Here is an 18,573-nt window from a genome sequence, read left to right on the forward strand (position 1 = left end):
TTCAAATCAGACAATTACCGTTCTGCCATCGGGTGGAAGCGTATTCCCTATCTTTGGTTCGGCACGATGTGGCAATTCGGCGGTCTGGCGATCATGCCGATGGCACTGTTGGTGTTGTCGGGTGACCGGGCGCTTGACGTGGATTGGGCGGGCTATGTCGGTGCAGGTCTTGCGTTTCTGCTGACCGGTGTCGGGATGCATATGACCCAGACTGCCGGTCTGGCGCTGGCCGCTGACCGCGCGACGGATGAGACACGGCCCAAGGTGGTTGCACTGCTTTACGTCATGAACCTTGTTGGCATGGCGCTTGCGGCACTGATCATCGGGGCCTTGCTGCATAACTACAGCCCGTTGCGCCTGGTCCAGGTCGTGCAGGGCACGGCTGTCGTCACCCTGCTTTTGAACCTGACCGCATTGTGGAAACAGGAACGCGTCGCGCCCATGACCAAGGCGCAGCGAGAAGCGCCCGGCCCGACCTTCCGCGAAGCGTGGAATGATCTGGCCAAAGGTGGCGACGCGGGGCGTCTTTTGGCCGTCGTGTTCATCGGGACCATGGCGTTCAACATGCAGGATGTGCTGCTGGAACCCTATGGCGGCGAAATCCTTGGCCTGTCGGTTTCGGCCACCACCATGCTGACGGCGATGTGGGCTTGTGGCGCGCTGGTCGGTTTTGCCTTTGCCGCCAATTGGCTTGCGAAAGGGCTTGATCCTTACCGGATGTGTGGGCGGGGCATTCTGGTCGGTGTCGTGGCTTTCACTGCCGTGATCTTTGCCGCACCCATGGGATCGCATCTGATGTTCTATATCGGGGCGGGCCTGATTGGGCTGGGGTCCGGCCTGTTTGGTGTGTCCACCCTGACCGCCGCGATGACCATGCCGACGATTGGCCGCGCGGGTCGCGGTCTGGCCTTGGGTGCCTGGGGGGCTGCACAGGCCACCGGTGCCGGACTGTCCATCTTTATCGGGGGCACTATGCGTGACCTTGTAAACCACGCCGCTGGGAACGGCATGTTGGGAGAGGCGCTCGCCACGCCTGCCACTGGCTATTCGGTCGTCTATCACACCGAAATCGCCCTTCTTTTCATCACCCTGATTGTGCTGGGGCCGCTTGTGCGGCTGCGGCCCATAACAAAACGGGAGTCTGCCAAGCTGGAATTGTCAGACTTCCCGACCTGAACGCCGAAAGGACCACACCATGGTTGGCACAACATTTTTTGGAAACTTCGATCTGGCGAGCGCTGCAATCTGGGCTTTCTGGGTCTTCTTTGCGGGGCTGATCTATTACCTTCAGACCGAAAACATGCGCGAAGGTTACCCGCTGCTGGATGAAGAAGGTAAGTCTGCCCCGAACCAGGGCCCTTTCCCGGTTCCTGCGGACAAGACGTTCCATCTGCGTGACGGTCGTGGGGAACTGACCGTTCCCAGTGGCCAGCGCGGTGATCGCGACTACCTGGCCTTGGCACAGACGTCGCGGGCGGCCGGTTCACCCTATATCCCTACCGGTGATCCTATGGTGGATGGCGTCGGCCCCGCCGCCTGGGCGCCCCGCCGGGATATTCCGGAACTCGATGCGCATGGCCATGTCAAGATCCGCCCGATTTCAATGCTGCCCGATTTCAAGATATCCGGTGGGATCGATCCGCGCGCCAAGGCCGTTGTCGGCGGCGATGGCGAGGTCATCGGTCGCGTCATCGACATGTGGGTCGATGTGCCGGAATCGCTGGTCCGCTACATGACCGTCGACCTGAACCCCGAAGGCACCGGAAAGATTCGCCTGATCCCGATGAACATGGCCCGGATCAAAGGTAATCGCGTCGTCGTGAGATCACTTTATGCGCATAACTGGGAAGGCGTTCCCGTCACCAAGGCGGCGGACCAGATCACCCTGCTCGAAGAAGAAAAGATCACGGCCTATTACGCGGGCGGCACGCTTTATGCCTCTGCCGCGCGTCTTGAGTCGCAAGTCTGAATGACATCCGGCCCCGGCTCGCCACCGGGGTCCACCAACCAAAGGGAACCTGACATGAGCCATGATGATTTTGCCGCCGAACCAATCCCCGGATTGCCGGAACGCCTGCCTGCGGATGAACATATCCTGTGGCAAGGATCGCCCGACGCTGGCGCGCTGGCGCGCGAGGCCTTGTCGCTGCGCTGGGTTGCCGGATATTTTATCCTGCTCACCATCTGGCGGGTGGGTGCATCATCGGCTGACTATCCGATGACGACGGCGCTGGCGCATGGTGTTCCCTTTGTGGTCGCGGGCCTGCTTGCCTGCGGCCTGCTTTACGGTGTCGCCTATGTGCAGGCGCGTGCCACGATCTATACGCTGACCAACAAGCGTGTGGCGATGCGGATCGGTGCGGCGCTGACGATGACGCTGAACCTGCCCTACACTTGGATCGGCACCGCCAAGCTGGACCTGCGGCCCAAAGGCACCGGCACGCTGGCGTTCGAGCTGATCGGTGACAGCCGTGTGTCCTATCTGATGACCTGGCCGCATATCCGGCCCTGGTACATGACCCGGACCCAGCCTGCGCTGCGCTGTATTCCCGATGCGGAAAACGTCGCCAAACTATTCGCCGAAGCGGCCGAGACGCGGATTTCCGCGCCCAAGGTCAGCCGCGTTGAAACGCAATCCGGCGCTTCAGCCGTCGCAGCGGAGTGATCGCCATGGTCGATGCACCCACCACAATGAAACACCCCGAAAAACTGCTGGTGCCGCCTTTCGTGGCCCGTGCGATGTTCGGGCTGATGTTTCTGGTCGTCGCTCTGGTCGCCTTTGCCAAAATCACCGACCGGCCGGTGATTGCCGCCGTCAATCAGGCGCCCATCGTGCAAAGCATTGACGTGATCATCACCGGCAACAAATCCGGGGTCTATGACATCGCCAGCCCGGACGGCACACACCTTGCGTCTTCTTCCGATGACATGGCCGGTTTTCTGGGTGTCATGGGCCGCGTGATCGACCGAGAGCGCACTGTCCAGGGCGTGCCGCTGGAAGGCACCTTGCAGATCGTGCGCCGCGACAACGGCAATATCGCCATTCTGGACGCAAGCACCGGGATGGCCACTGAACTGATCGGCTATGGCCGCGATAACGTGGCAGCTTTTGCCAAGCTGCTGGATTGAAACTGCGGGCAGGCTAGCCCCCTGCGCGCCAGGAATGTGAAAGGGAACTCACATGGGATTACTGACAAGAACCAAGGAAACCGCACCTTGCACGGTGACGATTTCGCACCGGTTTGAAGAACTCTCTGCGCATGTCCGGCTGGACAATGGTGCTGTCATCCAACCGGGTGACACGGTGCAGGTGCAAGGGCCGGAAATCATGGCCGCCTTCGGCGAACTGGTTGAAGAACAGCGCATCGCCGTGATCACCCGTGCGTCCAAACTCGAACAGCTTTGGACCCGTGCGACGGGCGATTTTGAATTCATGGAACTCTGCGAATTTTCCTTTAGCGACGAGGTGCTGTCATGAACATGCATTCATCCAATGCCGCCACCGCCGAAGAGGCGATTGCCGCGCAAGAGGCTTTGCCGCCCCTGACCAACGAAGAAGCGACAAAGGTGGCGATGTCGAACACGCTGCTGACGCCACGGTTCTACACCACTGATTTTGCGGAAATGGACGCGATCGACGTCACCCCCGTCCGCGAAGATTGGGACAAGCTGATTGCCCAGATGAAATCCGACCCCAACAAGGGCCATTTTCGCAAGAACGAAGACTGGGACCATGTCGATTGGGACGGGATGGAACCCAAGCTGAAGAAGGAATTCATCGATTTCCTGATTTCATCCTGCACCGCCGAATTTTCGGGCTGTGTGCTGTACAAGGAAATGAAGCGGCGCGGATCGAACAAGGATATCACCGAACTATTCCAGCTGATGGCCCGCGACGAGGCCCGCCATGCCGGTTTCATCAATGATGCGCTGCGCGAGGCCGGGATCGCCGTGAATCTTGGCTTTCTGACGCAGGCCAAGAAATACACCTATTTCCGACCCAAATTCATCTATTACGCGACCTATCTGTCGGAAAAGATCGGCTATGCCCGCTACATCACGATCTACCGCCATCTGGAAGAAAACCCCGAATATCGGTTCCATCCGATTTTCAAATGGTTCCGTGAATGGTGCAACGACGAATATGCGCATGGCGAGGCTTTCGCCCTGCTGTTGAAGACCGATCCGAAGCTGACGGAAAGCCGGATGAACAAGCTGTGGATCAAGTTTTTTCTGACAGCCGTATTTTCCACCATGTGGATTCGCGACCATCAGCGTCCTGAATTCCACAAGGCGCTGGGCGTTGATCCGGCGTGGTACGGGCAGGAAGTGTTCCGCAAGACGTCCGATATTTCCCGTCAGGTGTTTCCGATGGTGCTGGATATCGACCATCCCCGCTGGCAGCCGATGCTGAACCGTTTGCAGGACGCCAATGTGCAGATCGCCGTAGGTCGCAAGCAAGGCGGCGTCGGTGGCTGGTTCAAACGCATGGGCGGCACGGTGAAAGCGGGGGTCACTTTCGTGTCCTTGCTGACCATTCCGGTGGTGAAAAGCGAAGTGCCCGAAAGCCCGATCATGGCACCGGCCTATTGATGCGGGGGGCAGCTAAATCATGACCGGCGCCTTGATCGCAGCACTGGCGGCCATCTTCCTGTGGTGGTTCTCTACCGGGGTGATCCTGCTGGCGGTGCGACGGGCGGACAAGTCTGGGCGGCATCTGGCGACGGTTATCGCTGGCTTGCCATTGTTGTGCGGCGGTGGCTGGGCGGTGGCCTTGTCCCTGGATATGGCAACGCTGGGTGGCGTCTATCTGGGGTTTCTGGGCGCGCTGGCGATCTGGGGCTGGATTGAACTGGCCTTTCTGGCGGGCGTCGTGACCGGCCCGATGCGGCAGGATTGTCTGCCGGGCCTGTCAGGGAAAAAGCGGTTCTTCCGCGCCTTCGCTACGGTGGCCCATCATGAATTGCTGCTGACATCAGGGCTGCTGGGCCTTGTGCTTTTGTCACATGGCGCGGAAAATCGCATAGCGATGGCGACCTATCTGATCCTTTATCTGGCGCGCATTTTTGCGAAGCTCAACCTGTTCTATGGCGTGCCCCGGATCAATATGGAATTCGTGCCCGACCGCCTCCTGCATCTGAAGACCTATTTCCGCCGCGGCCCTGTGACGCTGGCCTTTCCGGTGGCGATCACCGCGCTGACTGCGCTGCTTGCGGTCTGTGTCGAACGGTTGTGGTTCGCGGGAACCGATGTGTCGGTCGTGGGTTACGGCCTGTTGACCGCCTTGGCGGCGCTGGCCCTGCTTGAACACTGGCTGATGGTGATCCCTCTGCCTGACGCGAAACTCTGGCGCTGGATGTTGCCACCACAACATCCGGGGCCCAAAATCATGACCAAAGAAGAAAGATAAGACCGATGGATTTTGACGCCCTTTTCAACGCGCAACTTAACCAGCTCAAGGCCGACGGAAACTATCGGTATTTTGCTGAACTTGAACGCCAGTGCGGCAAATTTCCACGCGCGGCCAATCACGCCGCTGATGGCGGTATCCGTGATGTGACGGTCTGGTGTTCCAACGATTACCTTGGCATGGGTCAGCACCCCGCTGTCATCGGCGCGATGTGCGAAGCGGTGCGGCGCACCGGGACCGGATCGGGCGGCACCCGCAACATCAGCGGCACAAATCACGATCATCTGCTGCTGGAACGCGAACTGGCCGATCTGCATGGCAAGGAAGCGGCGCTGCTGTTCACATCGGGCTATGTGTCGAATTGGGCGGCGCTGTCGACGCTGGGCAGCCGGCTGGAAAACTGCGTGATCCTGTCGGATGCGGGCAACCACGCATCGATGATCGAGGGCATCCGCCATTCACGCGCGCAAAAGGTGATCTGGCGGCACAACGATTACCGCGATCTGGAAATGAAACTGCGTGCCCTGCCCGCCGATGTGCCCAAGATCGTCGCGTTCGAGAGCGTCTATTCCATGGATGGCGACATCGCGCCCATCCGCGAAATTGTCGAGGTCTGCGAAAAATACGGGGCTATGACCTATCTGGATGAGGTCCACGCGGTGGGCATGTACGGCCCACGCGGCGGCGGCGTCAGCGAGCGTGAAGGTCTCGCCGACCGGATCACCCTGATCGAAGGCACCCTCGGCAAGGCCTTTGGGGTTGTCGGGGGATACATCACCGGCTCTGCCGCCCTGTGTGATTTCATCCGCAGCTTTGCGTCGGGGTTCATTTTCACCACGGCCCTGCCGCCCGCGATCGCGGCAGCGGCACGCACATCCATTTCCTATCTCAAGAATTCCGAGATGGAACGCGCCCGCCAGCGTCGTCAGGTGGCGCGCCTGCGCGCCGCATTGGACCGCGAAGGCATCCCCCACATGCATAACGAAAGCCATATCGTGCCGGTGCTGATCAAGGACCCGGTCAAGACCCGGATGCTGGCGGATTACCTGATGCGCGAATGGGATATCTATGTGCAGCCGATCAATTATCCCACCGTTCCGAAAGGCACCGAAAGGCTGCGCTTTACCCCGTCGCCACTGCATACCGATCAGGACATCGACCATCTGGTCAATGCCCTGCGCGTCCTGTGGAAACAATGTGCATTGGCGCATGCTGTTGCCTGACGCTTCACACTTTCTTTTGCGCACAGCCCTAGACCGGCGCAAAGGATGCGCTACAGTCAAATCAGACTGGGGCAACGGTCAAAGAATCCAGATCGAAAAGGAATACGATCATGAATAAATTTACATACGCAGCAGCGCTTGCCGTTCTGGCCGCGCCCGCATTCGCCCAAGACCTTGCGCCGACGGTCGGTGACGCGGCAGCCGGTGAAGAACAGTTCAACCGTCAATGCGTGGCCTGCCACATCGTCGCTGACGAGGAGGGCAACGTGCTGGCAGGCCGCAATGCGCGGACCGGCCCGAACCAATATGGTCTGATCGGCAGCCTGATTGGCACCGACCCAGATTTCAATTATAGCGATGGTCTGGTCGCGCTGGGTGAAGCCGGCGAAGTCTGGAACGAAGAAAACTTTGTCGGCTACGTCCAGGACCCGACCGGCTGGATCCGCGAAAAGCTGGAAGACCGCCGCGCCCGTGGCCGTATGGCCTATCAGGTGCGTGCTGAATCCGATGCTTATGATCTCTACGCCTACCTGGCAACTTTCTCTGACCTCGACGCACTGGCAGAAGAAGCGCCCGCCGAATAACATCAGGTTATGCCTAACAAATGGCTGTCAGGGAAACTTGGCGGCCTTTTTATTGCGCCATGATCAGATTTGCGACGGTGCGTGCGTCTTCCTCATGTGCCAGATGACCCAGACCCGGCAATTCCGTCAGCTTTGCCTGCGGCAGGATGTTTGCCGTTTCATGGCTGACGCTGGGCGGCACGGCCTTGTCGTTCGCCCCGGTGATCAGATGCACCGGCACAATGATGTCGGCAAGCCGCGCCAGCAATCCGTCCAGCGACCATTGCGCCATCATCGCCAGCGTGCCGTCGATATGTCCCCGGTCGGTGATCAGCCGGTGGTAAAGATCGACGCCCGCCTCATCCAGCACCGACCCGGTTCCCCTGATCAGGTTCTGCACCACATTGCGGCTGCTTGTGGCGGTGACGATACTCGCGCTGAACGGGGTCGCGGCCAGCGCCTTGGCCATGAACGGAAACAGCAAACCGGCAACACCTTTGAAATTGCTCAGCGCGGCGTTGATCAGCACGATCCGACCGGGGCGCAGCCCCAGTTCCCACAACCGCAGCGCAATCGCCCCACCGGCGGAATGCCCCACGACGATGGCAGGGTTCCACCCTTCGGCGCGACATAGCGACAGGATATCCCCGGTCATGTGATCCAGTCCGGCACGTTGCCGCGCGCCCATCTGGCTGAACCCTTGCCCCGGCAGGTCGATGGCGACGACATGATGCGTCTGCGTCAGGACCGGGAACAGGTGCCGGAAACTCTGCGTGGCACCCCCCGCGCCATGGATCAGCAGGATCAGCGGGCCTTGGCCCGCTTCCTGCACGTGCCAGCGGTGCGGGCGGTGCAGGATCTGGCGGGAATATTCTGACAGCGGCCAGTCGCGCGGCGGCCAGCGCATCAATCGTCCAACGCGGCGGCGACGGATTGCGACAGCCGCGCCGCGTCGGCGCGGGGCATCGGCAGGTAGATCGCGCCCAAGGTCTGCGCGAGTGCCGATAGCGCCGGTTCCGGCCTGTTGCCGGTGTCGATGATCAGCGCATCTATCCCCTGCGCGCGCACCATTTGTGCCATGCGTTGCGCGTCAGCGGCGGCCTGCACCCTGTTGCCTGCACCGTCCAGTGCAACATTGGCGCGCCCGTCTGTCAGGATCACGATGGTGGGCGTCAGCCCCTTGCGGGTGGCGGCAATCGCCTGTTCCAGCGCCATCACGATACCCGCCGCCAGCGGTGTGCCGCCGCCACCGGGCAAGGCGGCAAGGCGGCGTTTGGTCTGCACCAGCGACCGCGTGGGCGGCAAAAGCACCTCTGCCGCTGTCCCGCGAAATGACACCAGCGCCACATGGTCACGTCGCGCATAAGCTTGCGCCAGCAGCAATTCAATTGCGCCTTTCGCCTCGGCCAATCGCGACAGGGCGGAAGAGCCAGAGGCGTCGACGGTGAACACCAGCAGGCGGTCCGATTTTTCCTCAAACCGTTTGACGCGGATATCTTCGCTGCGCACCTGCAGACCGTTGCGCCCGGTCGCCTGTTTGCGGATCGTCTGCCAAGGGGCGGCGGCGCGCAGGGTCGCGACGATATCTATCCGCGCGCCATCGCCCAGACGGCCAGCGCGTGACGGCATCGGCCTGCCGCGCCTATTTCCCTTGCGCGCAGCCCCGCTGCCGCTGCCTTTGCCTTGCCGCGCCTTTTGCGCGGCGATCCGGTCCAGCAGATTGTAGGGCAACAGCGCCTTGATCGCTTCCAGCAGCAGGTCATCGGGCAGATCCAGCGTCTCTGACTGCTCCTGCTCACGGTCGTCCTGATCGGGTTCGGGCGCTTCTGGTTCTTCCTCATCGCTGCCCGGCATCTGCGTCGCGCGATGGGCCAGCACCAGAACACAGGCGATCTCGATGTCATCGGCATCGACGGTCATTTTGCCCAGCGAGGCCGCATGCGCCTTGGCTGCGCGCAGGGCGAACAAGGGGGCGCGCAAACTGTCGATGCCAAATTGTGCGGCGATCCGGGTCAGTTGGTCGCAGATATCATCGGGGACAGTGACCTGACGCAGATGAATAATCGCGACGGTCGGGTCAAAATCCGGCATCTGCACCGCATCACCGATACTGATCTGTGACAGATCGACCGCAAAGGCCAGCCGTTCCGCCAATTTCGGGTTCAGCACTTCATCAGGTTCAGCACCTTCATCCAGCGCCACCAAGCGGTGAGCGTGGCCCGCATCCAAGGTCATCGCCAGCCGTGCGGCAAGTTGCGTCGTTGCCCGCTCTGCCATGGTCAGCACCAGACTGCCGGGACGCGACAACAGCCCCTGCTCCTGCACGAATGCGCCGGTGGCCAATGTCGCCGACAGGTCCAGCCCGCCGAACAAGGCTTCGTCCGATACCGCCGGATGGATGCGATGTTGCGCGCCGGGCAGCCACGACAGCAGTGCAGAAAACCTGTCGCGCACCGGGCCGGACCGGGCACGCACGGCCATGCCACCCAGCCCCGGATCAATCGCCAATAGCTGCAAGGCCAGCACGGCACGGTGCCAGGCTGCCTCAGCCAAGGGTTTCTTCCACGATCCGGGCGACACGTGTGCCGCTGCCCGCCTCATCCAGAGGATCGCGGCGCAGGCGGTGGCGCAGAGCCATCGGCGCCATTTCCTTGACATGCAGCCGCGTCAGCGCGGTGTCGTTTCGCCATGCCGCATAGGCGCGCGCGGCCTTGAGCAGGGTCAGTTCCCCGCGCAACCCGTCCGATCCCAGCGCAAGGCACAACTCTGCCACATCATGCAGCGTCTTGTCCGGCGTGATCAGTTCCGCCAGCGCCTTGCGCGCAGTCAGGATCTGGTCGCGGATCGCCGCATCCTCGGCCTGCCAGCGCAGCATAAAGGCGGTATTGTCATTCTCGAATGCATCGCGGCGCTTGATCACATCGATGCGGGTGGCGATATCCTTGGGTGACGCGACCTCGACCGACAGGCCGAAACGGTCCAGCAATTGCGGGCGCAATTCACCCTCTTCCGGGTTGCCGGACCCCACCAGCACGAAGCGCGCAGGGTGCCGGATCGACAGACCTTCACGTTCGACCACGTTTTCGCCCGATTGCGCGACATCCAGCAGCAGATCAACGATGTGATCCTCCAGCAGGTTCACCTCGTCTATATACAGATACCCGCGATTGGCCCGCGCCAGCAGGCCGGGTTGAAACGCCTTTTCGCCCTTGGTCAGCGCCTTTTCGATATCCAGCGCGCCGGTCACGCGGTCCTCTGTCGCACCAAGCGGGAGATCGACAACGGGCGTCGGCATTTCGACCAGCGTCTTTTCATCCAGGATCGCCCAATCCGGCACATCAGCCACCTTGGCGCTGTTCACCGGACAGCCCCGCACTGCCATGATCGGCGGCAGCAAGGCCGCCAGCGCCCGCACAGCGGTGGATTTGCCGGTGCCGCGGTCGCCGAATACCAGAACCCCGCCGATAGAGGGGTCAATCGCGGTCAGGATCATCGCCTGTTTCATCTCGGCCTGACCGACGATGGCGGAAAAGGGGAAAGGGTGTTTCATGCAGCCTCAAGTTTCGTCAGGGGGGAAATGCCGTTCCATGTCCCAGCATCGGAATGCACCGCAAAACGGGCATAGAGTTCTTCGGCAAACCAGCCTTCATCACGCACGGCGCGGATCGCGTCGGCGTGTGGGCCGGTGCGGGCAAAACTGGCCATCGCAACCTCGGACGGCCAGATCGAAAAGGTGACCTGATGCAGCATCGGCACCTCGCCAATGCCGATCTTGAAGATCACATTGGTATCCTTTCCAATCATGGCCGAGATATTCGGCACCCGCCGCCAGAACCGCGCGAGGATGCGGGGTTTGATTGTGGCACGGGTCAGTGCGGCTAAAGGTCCCAGTGTCGTGGCTGTGCTTGGCACGAAAGGCATCTGCCCTGCCCATGCGCCACGCGCGGATTGGGTTTGTAAAAACACCGTCCAATGTTCAGTGGCCTTGTCGCTATAGCGGGCAAATATCCCCGCTTTGGTCCGCGTCTGTGCCGTGGCAAGATCGGGCCAAGTCGCCAGAACTGCATAGACCGCTGTATTGGGAACAGGCGTAAACCCTTCGCCCGTGCCGGAGCCGCAGAGCTTCCAGAACCCGATATCCGGCGTGCGCGACAAAGGTAGCCGCGCGCCGCCCATCATTATCAGCGCCCAGGCCCGCGCCAAAGGCCCGGCAAAGCGAAAGAAAGATAATGTGACGATCTGGGTCAAAGGACCAAATACCTGCGTTTGTGTCAACTTAGTCTGACATAGCACCCCTGACTTGGGAAGGGCGTGTAGATAATATTTGTCAACTTGAGTTTACACATCTACGGTGAGCTTATGTTGACACCTGATCAAACCGATTCAAATGCAGCCATCGTGATTGGCGCGGGGCTTGGCGGCCTTGCGGCGGCGATGCGGCTGGGCGCCAAGGGCTATGCCGTCACCGTTCTGGACCGGCTTGATTTGCCCGGCGGGCGCGGGTCGTCTGTCACGCAGGGTGGCCACCGCTTTGACCTTGGCCCGACGATCATCACCGTGCCGCAGCTATACGAGGAATTGTGGCGCGCCTGCGGGCGGGATTTCCACAAAGATATCAGCCTGCGCCCGATGGACCCGTTTTACGAGGTCCGCTGGCCCGATGGGTCCACCTTTACCGCGCGGCAGGACACCGAGGCCATGCTGGCCGAGGTCGCGCGCCTCAGCCCCGGCGATGTGGCTGGCTACAAGCGGTTCCTGAAAGACAGCGAACAATGTTACAAGGTCGGGTTCGAAGGCATGGTCGCCCAGCCGATGAACAAGATCTGGGAAACCATCAAAGTGCTGCCGGAATTCGTGCGCCTGCGCGCGGATCGTTCGATCCTTGGGCTGGCAAAAGCGCGGGTCAAGGATGCCCGCCTGCGCATGGCCCTGTCGTTTCATCCGCTGTTCATTGGTGGTGATCCGCGCAAGGTGACATCGATCTATGCTTTGGTGGCTTACCTCGAAAAAACCTATGGCGTGCATTACGCGATGGGCGGCGTTCAGGCGATTGCCGATGCCATGGTCCGGGTGATCCGGCAACAAGGCGGTCAGGTGCGCCAGAATGTAGAAGTGGACGAGGTGCTGATCGAAAATGATGCCGCCAAGGGCGTGCGCCTGAAAGATGGCACCGTTCTCAGCGCACCTTTGGTGGTCAGCAATGCCGATGCCGGTCACACCTATCAGACCTTGTTGCGCAACCATCCGCGCAAGCGCTGGACCGACAAGAAGCTGAAATCCCGGCGTTGGTCCATGGGCCTGTTCGTGTGGTATTTCGGAACAAAAGGCACCGCGGATATGTGGCCCGATGTTGGACATCACACGATCACCAATGCCCCCCGCTATGAAGGATTGCTGCGCGATATCTTCATCAAGGGCAAATTGTCCGACGATATGAGCCTTTATATCCACCGGCCCAGCGTGACCGACCCCAGCGTCGCACCCAAAGGTGATGACACGTTCTATGTCCTGTCACCGGTCCCGCATCTGGGGTTCGACAACCCTGTCCATTGGAAAAAGGAATCCGCCATCTACAAGGCCAAGGTCATGGCCGAGGTCGAAAAGCACATCCCCGGTTTCGCCGAACGGATCAGCACAGAAATGATCCTGACGCCCGAAGATTTCCGCGACCGCTATCTGTCGCCCAACGGCTCCGGCTTTTCCATCGAACCGCGCATCCTGCAATCCGCCTATTTTCGCCCCCATAACATCAGCGAAGAGGCAAAGGGCCTGTTTCTGGTCGGCGCAGGCACCCATCCCGGCGCCGGTGTGCCGGGGGTGATTTCCAGCGCCCATGTGCTGGCAAAACTGGTCCCCGACGCGCCCGTGCAGATACCAATGAAAGTTGCCGCAGAATGATCCGGCCCGATGACCTTGCCCATTGCCATACTGCGATCAAACATGGGTCGCTGTCGTTTCATGCCGCGTCGAAATTACTGCCTGCATCGGTCCGTGATCCGGCCTTGGCGCTGTATGCCTTCTGCCGTCTGGCCGATGATGAAGTTGATGAAGGCACGCATCAGGCCGGTGCGGTTTTACGCCTGCAAGAACGCCTCGACCTCGCTTATGAGGGCCGCCCGCGCAACGCACCTGAAGACCGCGCTTTTGCCGCGATTATCGACGAATTCGACATGCCGCGCGCCCTGCCAGAGGCATTGTTGGAAGGCCTTGCCTGGGACGCCGCCGAATATCGCTACACGACCCTGTCCGGTGTGCGCGATTATTCCGCCCGTGTCGCCAGTGCCGTGGGCGCAATGATGTGCGTGCTGATGCGCGTGCGCGACCCCGATGCGCTGGCGCGCGCCTGCGATCTGGGCGTCGCGATGCAACTGACCAATATCGCCCGCGATGTCGGCGAAGATGCACGTATGGGCCGGATTTATCTGCCGCTGGACTGGCTGGCAGAGGCAGGGATTGACCCGCAGAATTTCACCCGCGACCCTTTGCCGGATGCCGCCGTGCGCGGCATGGTCAAACGCCTGCTGGCAGAGGCGGACAGGCTTTACCTGCGCTCTGAATCCGGGATCAATGTGCTGCCGGTCAAGGCGCGCACCGGCATCTGGGCCGCACGACTGATCTATGCGGGCATTGGCAAACAGGTGCGCAGGCAAGGCTATGACAGCATTTCGATGCGTGCGCGCACCAATGTCAGCCAGAAACTGGGTTGGGTCGGGCAATCGGCGCTGCGCACGGCCTTTTCCGTTGTGACGCCAAAATCCCCCATCGTTTTCGCAAAGCCGCTGGATGAAACCGCATTTCTGGTGGATGCCGCCAGCCGCAACAAGCCAAGCCCAAGCCGGTCTCTCGCGGTGCTGAATATCCTTGCCGATCTGCGCGCAGGTCAGGCAGCCCTTGGAAATCCGCGCCAACGCGCCTAAACTGGGTGCGATACCGCAAAAGGGACGACCATGGATTTTATGCTGTTTGCGCTGTTTCTGGCCGCCACCTTTGGTGCCGGTACCACCGGTGCCCTGTTCCCGCCCGGCCCTTGGTATGAAGGGCTGAACAAACCCACCTGGGTGCCGCCAAACTGGCTGTTTCCGGTCGCCTGGACATCGATCTATCTGCTGATTTCCTTTGCGGGCGCACGTGTCGCGGGCCTTGACGGCAATGGCTATGCGATGGCGTTCTGGTCTGTGCAGATCGCGTTCAACGCCTTGTGGACGCCCGTGTTTTTCGGCCTGCGCCGCCTGAAAGGGTCTCTGCCGATCATCGGCGCGCTGTGGCTGGCCGTGTTGAGCTGCACGATCACCCATTTCCAACTGGATTTCTGGGCTGGTCTCGCTTTCGTTCCCTATCTGGTCTGGGTCACGGTGGCGACCGCGCTGAGCATTGCGATGATCCGGCTGAACCCTAATCAGAAACCGCTCGACCTGAACGCGATCTGACCCCCCTTGAACCCTACTGGAAACGGTGGAAATATTGGGGATGGAATATCACATCAAATCATGGGCCGATGTCGCCCCGCAATTGGTGGCCGTCGCCGCTGGCCGCCAACATGCCGATATGGTCATCCGTGGCGGCAAATTGGTCAATGTCCAGACGCGCGAAGTGCTGGATTGGCAGGTTGCCATCGCCGCCGGACGTTTCGCCTTTATCGGCCCTGACGCCAGCCATTGCATCGGCCCCGACACCGAAATCATCGAGGCGAATGGCCGCTATCTGATCCCCGGCCTCTGCGACGGGCATATGCATATCGAAAGCGGCATGCTGACCCCTGCGGAATTCGCGGCCGCCGTGATTCCGCATGGCACGACAACCATGTTCACCGACCCGCATGAGATCGCCAATGTCCTTGGCCTGCGCGGTGTGCGCATGATGCATGACGAAGCACTGATGCAGCCGGTCAACATCTTCACGCAAATGCCGTCCTGCGCGCCCTCTGCGCCGGGGTTGGAAACCACCGGGTTTGAGATTTCAGCCGAGGATGTGGCCGAAGCCATGGAATGGCCCGGCATCATCGGTCTGGGCGAGATGATGAACTTTCCCGGGGTCGTGAACGGCGACCCTCAGATGCTGGCCGAAATGGCAGCGACGATGCGCGCGGGCAAGACGGTCGGCGGGCACTACGCCAGCCCGGATAAAGGCAATGATTTCAGCGCTTATGTTGCGGGCGGTGCTGCCGATGATCACGAAGGAACCGCCGAGGCTGACGCCCTCGCCCGCACCCGCAACGGGATGCGGTCGATGATGCGGCTGGGGTCCGCGTGGTATGACGTCGAAAGCCAGATCACCGCGGTGACGGAAAAAGGCCTCGATCCCCGCAATTTCATCCTCTGCACCGATGATTGCCATTCCGGGACGCTTGTGAACGAAGGCCATATGAACCGCGTGGTCCGCCATGCGATTGCCTGCGGCTGTGACCCGCTGATCGCCTTGCAGATGGCGACGATCAACACCGCCACCCATTTTGGGCTGGAACGCGAGCTTGGCTCGATCACCCCCGGTCGGCGGGCCGATGTGATCCTGACCTCTGACCTTGTCACCCTGCCCATCGAACAGGTCATAGCGCGCGGCAAAACCGTGGCCCGCAATGGCAAGATCACCGTGGATTGCCCCCACTACGATTGGCCAGATGACGCGCGCCAGACTGTGCGGATGGGTAAGCATTTGGATGACGCGGACTTCGCCGTCAAAGCCCCCGATGGTGCCAACAGCGTTGTCGCCAAGGTGATCGGCGTCGTCGAAAACCAAGCCCCGACAGAGGCGCTGACCGCAGAACTGCCGGTGGTCGATGGTGTGGTTGAAGGGCAAGGCGACACCTATCAGATCGCGCTGGTCGAACGGCACCGCGCAACAGGCAAGGTCGTGAACGGCTTTGTCTCGGGCTTCGGTTACACCAGCCAGATGGCCATCGCCTCAACCGTGGCACACGACAGCCATCATATGATCGTCGTTGGCACCGACCGCGCGCTGATGGCCAAGGCCGCGAACCGGCTGGGCGAGGTTGGCGGTGGCATTACCGTCTGGAAGGACGACGGCGAACTGGCGCTGGTCGAACTGCCCATCGCGGGCCTGATGTCGGATAGCCCGGCAGCAGAGGTCGCCGCCAAGGCTGACGCGATGGTCGCCGCCATGGCCGCCTGTGGTTGCACGCTGAACAACGCCTATATGCAGCATTCCCTGCTGGCGCTTGTTGTCATACCCGCGTTGCGGATTTCTGATCTGGGCCTGGTGGATGTGACCAAATTCGAAATTACCGATCTGTTCGAGGAAAATACATGAACGCTTTTACCGAGGTTGTCATCCGGACACCTGACCTGCCCGCCGCCGAGGCTTTTACCGACCCCAAAGCCGCCATCGTCCGGCTGAACGAGCTTTATGCCGCATCGATCAAATTCCTGTCCGAGAATTTCGTCGCCGCCCTGCGCAACGGGCAGCCTGCCGCACGGTTCCGGGCGTTTTATCCTGAAATCCGCCTGACCACGACGACGCATACCAAAATGGACAGCCGCCTGTCATTCGGCCATGTCGCCGAACCCGGCACCTATGCGACGACCGTGACGCGGCCCGACCTGTTCGCCGCCTATCTGGAACAGCAGATCGACCTCTTGCTGAAAAGCCACGGTGTGCCGGTGGTGATCGGCGCATCCGAAACCGTGATGCCGGTGCATTTCGCCGTGGCCAATGATGCGGGCGTCACGGTGCCGCATGATGGGTCGATGGATTTCAACCTGCGCGACAATTTCGACGTCCCGGATCTGAGCACGACGCATGATGCCATCGTCAACGGCGCGGGCTTTACCTACCCCGATGGCGCACGCCCGCTTGCCCCCTTTACCGCGCAGCGCATTGATTATTCGCTGGCGCGGCTGGCGCATTACACCGCCACATCGGCCGAGCATTTCCAGAACCATATCCTGTTCACCAACTACCAGTTCTATGTCGAGGAATTTGAATTCTTCGCCCGCCAGATGCTGGCCGATCCCGACAGCGGCTACACCAGCTTTGTCAGCACCGGGAATATCGAAATCACCAGCCATGACACCGATATTCCGATGCCTGCGAAACTGCCGCAGATGCCGACCTATCATCTCAAACGTCCGGGCGGCGCGGGGATCACGCTGGTCAATATCGGCGTTGGCCCGTCCAATGCCAAAACCGCGACCGACCATATCGCCGTGCTGCGCCCGCATGCCTGGCTGATGGTGGGCCATTGCGCCGGTCTGCGCAACTCGCAGCGGCTGGGCGATTTTGTACTGGCCCATGCCTATCTGCGCGAAGATCACGTGCTGGACGACGACCTGCCCGTCTGGGTGCCGATCCCGGCGCTGGCGGAAATCCAGATCGCGCTGCAAACGGCGGTGGCCGATGTCACCCAGTTGCAAGGGTATGAGCTGAAACGCATCATGCGCACTGGCACCGTCGCCACGATCGACAACCGCAACTGGGAATTGCGCGAACAGGCGGGGCCGGTGCAGCGGTTGTCGCAATCGCGGGCCATTGCATTGGACATGGAAAGCGCCACAATCGCCGCCAATGGGTTCCGGTTCCGGGTGCCCTATGGCACCCTGTTATGCGTCTCTGACAAGCCGCTGCATGGTGAATTAAAACTGCCTGGCATGGCGTCAGAGTTCTACAAAACGCAGGTCGCCGCCCATCTGATGATCGGAATCCGCGCGATGGAATTGTTGCGCGAAATGCCGCTGGAACGCATCCACAGCCGCAAATTGCGCAGTTTTGAGGAAACAGCCTTCCTCTGACGCAAGAAAATCAGCGGAAAAGTGCGTTTTTGCCTTGTCAGGCAGCGCTAATCGTTGTGGTGTGCCACAACATACCGTTATATCGGCGGAGAACAGGCCCTACAGATGGGGCGCATGAGGGAGACCAGGAAAATGGCGACGAAACCAATGACCAAAGCGCAGCTGGTTGCTGCTATTGCCGAACAGACCGGCATGGACAAAAAAGCAGCGGGTTCTGCACTGGATGCCGTGACCGGCATCATCACGTCCGAAGTTGCTGGCGGCGGTGCTGTCACCCTGCCCGGCGTTGGCAAAATCTATTGCCGCGAACGGCCAGAGCGGATGGTGCGTAACCCTGCCACCGGCGAGCAGATCAAGAAAGAAGCCGACAAGGTTGTCAAAGTGACAATCGCAAAGGCACTGAAAGATAGCGTCAACGGCTAAGCCATCAGGCCTTGTGCCGGATGCAAAATCGCGAAAGGGTCGCCCTGAACAGGCGGCCCTTTTGTTGTTGAGGTGACATGGATATCAAAGCAATCGTCATGGGCCTTGCCTTTGCGTTCATGTGGTCATCTGCCTTTACCTCGGCCCGTGTCATCGTGGAATATGCGCCGCCTTTGTCGGCATTGGCGCTGCGGTTCCTGATTTCTGGCCTG

Annotated in this window: 19 protein-coding genes and 1 pseudogene; 16 read left to right on the top strand and 4 right to left on the bottom strand. The window is 60.7% G+C overall.

Annotation, left to right across the window (positions count from 1 at the left end):
• The 9 genes from ACK4TM_RS12565 to ACK4TM_RS12605 form a co-directional block, all read left to right on the top strand.
• Window positions 1-1,176 (top strand): PucC family protein (locus ACK4TM_RS12565; RefSeq protein ID WP_409701863.1); only part of this gene is annotated, 1,176 nt, incomplete at its 5' end.
• A 19-nt stretch (window positions 1,177-1,195) separates the two neighbouring features.
• Window positions 1,196-1,969 (top strand): photosynthetic reaction center subunit H, encoded by a 774-nt coding sequence (puhA, locus tag ACK4TM_RS12570; RefSeq protein ID WP_409701864.1) that lies wholly within the window; start codon window positions 1,196-1,198, stop codon window positions 1,967-1,969.
• Window positions 1,970-2,023: 54 nt separating this feature from the next.
• Window positions 2,024-2,665 (top strand): photosynthetic complex putative assembly protein PuhB, encoded by a 642-nt coding sequence (gene puhB, locus ACK4TM_RS12575; RefSeq protein WP_409701865.1) that lies wholly within the window; start codon window positions 2,024-2,026, stop codon window positions 2,663-2,665.
• Between the two features lie 5 nt (window positions 2,666-2,670).
• On the top strand, window positions 2,671-3,129 hold the full coding sequence (gene puhC, locus ACK4TM_RS12580; protein WP_409701866.1) for a photosynthetic complex assembly protein PuhC: 459 nt from the start codon (window positions 2,671-2,673) through the stop codon (window positions 3,127-3,129).
• A gap of 52 nt (window positions 3,130-3,181) precedes the next feature.
• The gene (locus ACK4TM_RS12585) at window positions 3,182-3,478 is read left to right on the top strand and encodes a hypothetical protein (protein WP_409701867.1); all 297 of its coding nucleotides are present in this window, start codon (window positions 3,182-3,184) and stop codon (window positions 3,476-3,478) included.
• Window positions 3,475-4,593, top strand: coding sequence for a magnesium-protoporphyrin IX monomethyl ester (oxidative) cyclase (gene acsF, locus ACK4TM_RS12590; RefSeq protein ID WP_409701868.1), 1,119 nt, complete (start codon window positions 3,475-3,477; stop codon window positions 4,591-4,593). Before ACK4TM_RS12585 ends, acsF begins: the two co-directional genes overlap by 4 nt.
• A gap of 19 nt (window positions 4,594-4,612) precedes the next feature.
• Window positions 4,613-5,410: a putative photosynthetic complex assembly protein PuhE gene (gene puhE / locus ACK4TM_RS12595; RefSeq protein ID WP_409701869.1), complete on the top strand. Its 798-nt coding sequence runs from the start codon at window positions 4,613-4,615 to the stop codon at window positions 5,408-5,410.
• Between the two features lie 5 nt (window positions 5,411-5,415).
• Complete coding sequence (gene hemA / locus ACK4TM_RS12600) at window positions 5,416-6,633, top strand: 5-aminolevulinate synthase (RefSeq protein WP_409701870.1); 1,218 nt, start codon at window positions 5,416-5,418, stop codon at window positions 6,631-6,633.
• A gap of 110 nt (window positions 6,634-6,743) precedes the next feature.
• Window positions 6,744-7,217 (top strand): c-type cytochrome, encoded by a 474-nt coding sequence (locus ACK4TM_RS12605; RefSeq protein WP_409701871.1) that lies wholly within the window; start codon window positions 6,744-6,746, stop codon window positions 7,215-7,217.
• 49 nt (window positions 7,218-7,266) lie between these two features.
• Here ACK4TM_RS12605 and bchO read toward each other — a convergent pair whose 3' ends face one another.
• From bchO to crtA, 4 genes are read right to left on the bottom strand one after another with little or no spacing between them, the layout of a single operon-like run.
• A complete protein-coding gene (gene bchO, locus ACK4TM_RS12610; protein WP_409701872.1) occupies window positions 7,267-8,103 on the bottom strand; it encodes an alpha/beta fold hydrolase BchO in 837 nt (278 codons plus the stop codon).
• The gene (locus ACK4TM_RS12615; RefSeq protein WP_409701873.1) at window positions 8,103-9,749 is read right to left on the bottom strand and encodes a magnesium chelatase subunit D; all 1,647 of its coding nucleotides are present in this window, start codon (window positions 9,747-9,749) and stop codon (window positions 8,103-8,105) included. Before ACK4TM_RS12615 ends, bchO begins: the two co-directional genes overlap by 1 nt.
• Window positions 9,742-10,746: a magnesium chelatase ATPase subunit I gene (bchI, locus tag ACK4TM_RS12620; protein ID WP_409701874.1), complete on the bottom strand. Its 1,005-nt coding sequence runs from the start codon at window positions 10,744-10,746 to the stop codon at window positions 9,742-9,744. Before bchI ends, ACK4TM_RS12615 begins: the two co-directional genes overlap by 8 nt.
• Window positions 10,743-11,444: a spheroidene monooxygenase gene (crtA, locus tag ACK4TM_RS12625; protein ID WP_409701875.1), complete on the bottom strand. Its 702-nt coding sequence runs from the start codon at window positions 11,442-11,444 to the stop codon at window positions 10,743-10,745. Before crtA ends, bchI begins: the two co-directional genes overlap by 4 nt.
• A 111-nt stretch (window positions 11,445-11,555) precedes the next feature.
• Here crtA and ACK4TM_RS12630 point away from each other — a divergent pair, with 111 nt between their 5' ends.
• From ACK4TM_RS12630 to ACK4TM_RS12660, 7 genes and pseudogenes are all read left to right on the top strand, one after another.
• The gene (locus ACK4TM_RS12630; protein ID WP_409701876.1) at window positions 11,556-13,094 is read left to right on the top strand and encodes a phytoene desaturase; all 1,539 of its coding nucleotides are present in this window, start codon (window positions 11,556-11,558) and stop codon (window positions 13,092-13,094) included.
• Window positions 13,091-14,113, top strand: coding sequence for a 15-cis-phytoene synthase (gene crtB, locus ACK4TM_RS12635; protein ID WP_409701877.1), 1,023 nt, complete (start codon window positions 13,091-13,093; stop codon window positions 14,111-14,113). Before ACK4TM_RS12630 ends, crtB begins: the two co-directional genes overlap by 4 nt.
• 30 nt (window positions 14,114-14,143) lie before the next feature.
• On the top strand, window positions 14,144-14,623 hold the full coding sequence (gene tspO / locus ACK4TM_RS12640; RefSeq protein ID WP_409701878.1) for a tryptophan-rich sensory protein TspO: 480 nt from the start codon (window positions 14,144-14,146) through the stop codon (window positions 14,621-14,623).
• A gap of 40 nt (window positions 14,624-14,663) precedes the next feature.
• Window positions 14,664-16,460, top strand: a complete 1,797-nt coding sequence (gene ade, locus ACK4TM_RS12645; protein WP_409701879.1) for an adenine deaminase — start codon at window positions 14,664-14,666, stop codon at window positions 16,458-16,460.
• The gene (locus ACK4TM_RS12650) at window positions 16,457-17,938 is read left to right on the top strand and encodes an AMP nucleosidase (RefSeq protein WP_409701880.1); all 1,482 of its coding nucleotides are present in this window, start codon (window positions 16,457-16,459) and stop codon (window positions 17,936-17,938) included. Before ade ends, ACK4TM_RS12650 begins: the two co-directional genes overlap by 4 nt.
• A gap of 132 nt (window positions 17,939-18,070) precedes the next feature.
• Complete coding sequence (locus ACK4TM_RS12655; protein ID WP_409701881.1) at window positions 18,071-18,361, top strand: HU family DNA-binding protein; 291 nt, start codon at window positions 18,071-18,073, stop codon at window positions 18,359-18,361.
• Between the two features lie 77 nt (window positions 18,362-18,438).
• A pseudogene (locus ACK4TM_RS12660) lies at window positions 18,439-18,573 on the top strand (EamA/RhaT family transporter); the annotation flags it as partial.

Source organism: Yoonia sp., assembly GCF_046292185.1.
Taxonomy (GTDB): domain Bacteria; phylum Pseudomonadota; class Alphaproteobacteria; order Rhodobacterales; family Rhodobacteraceae; genus Yoonia.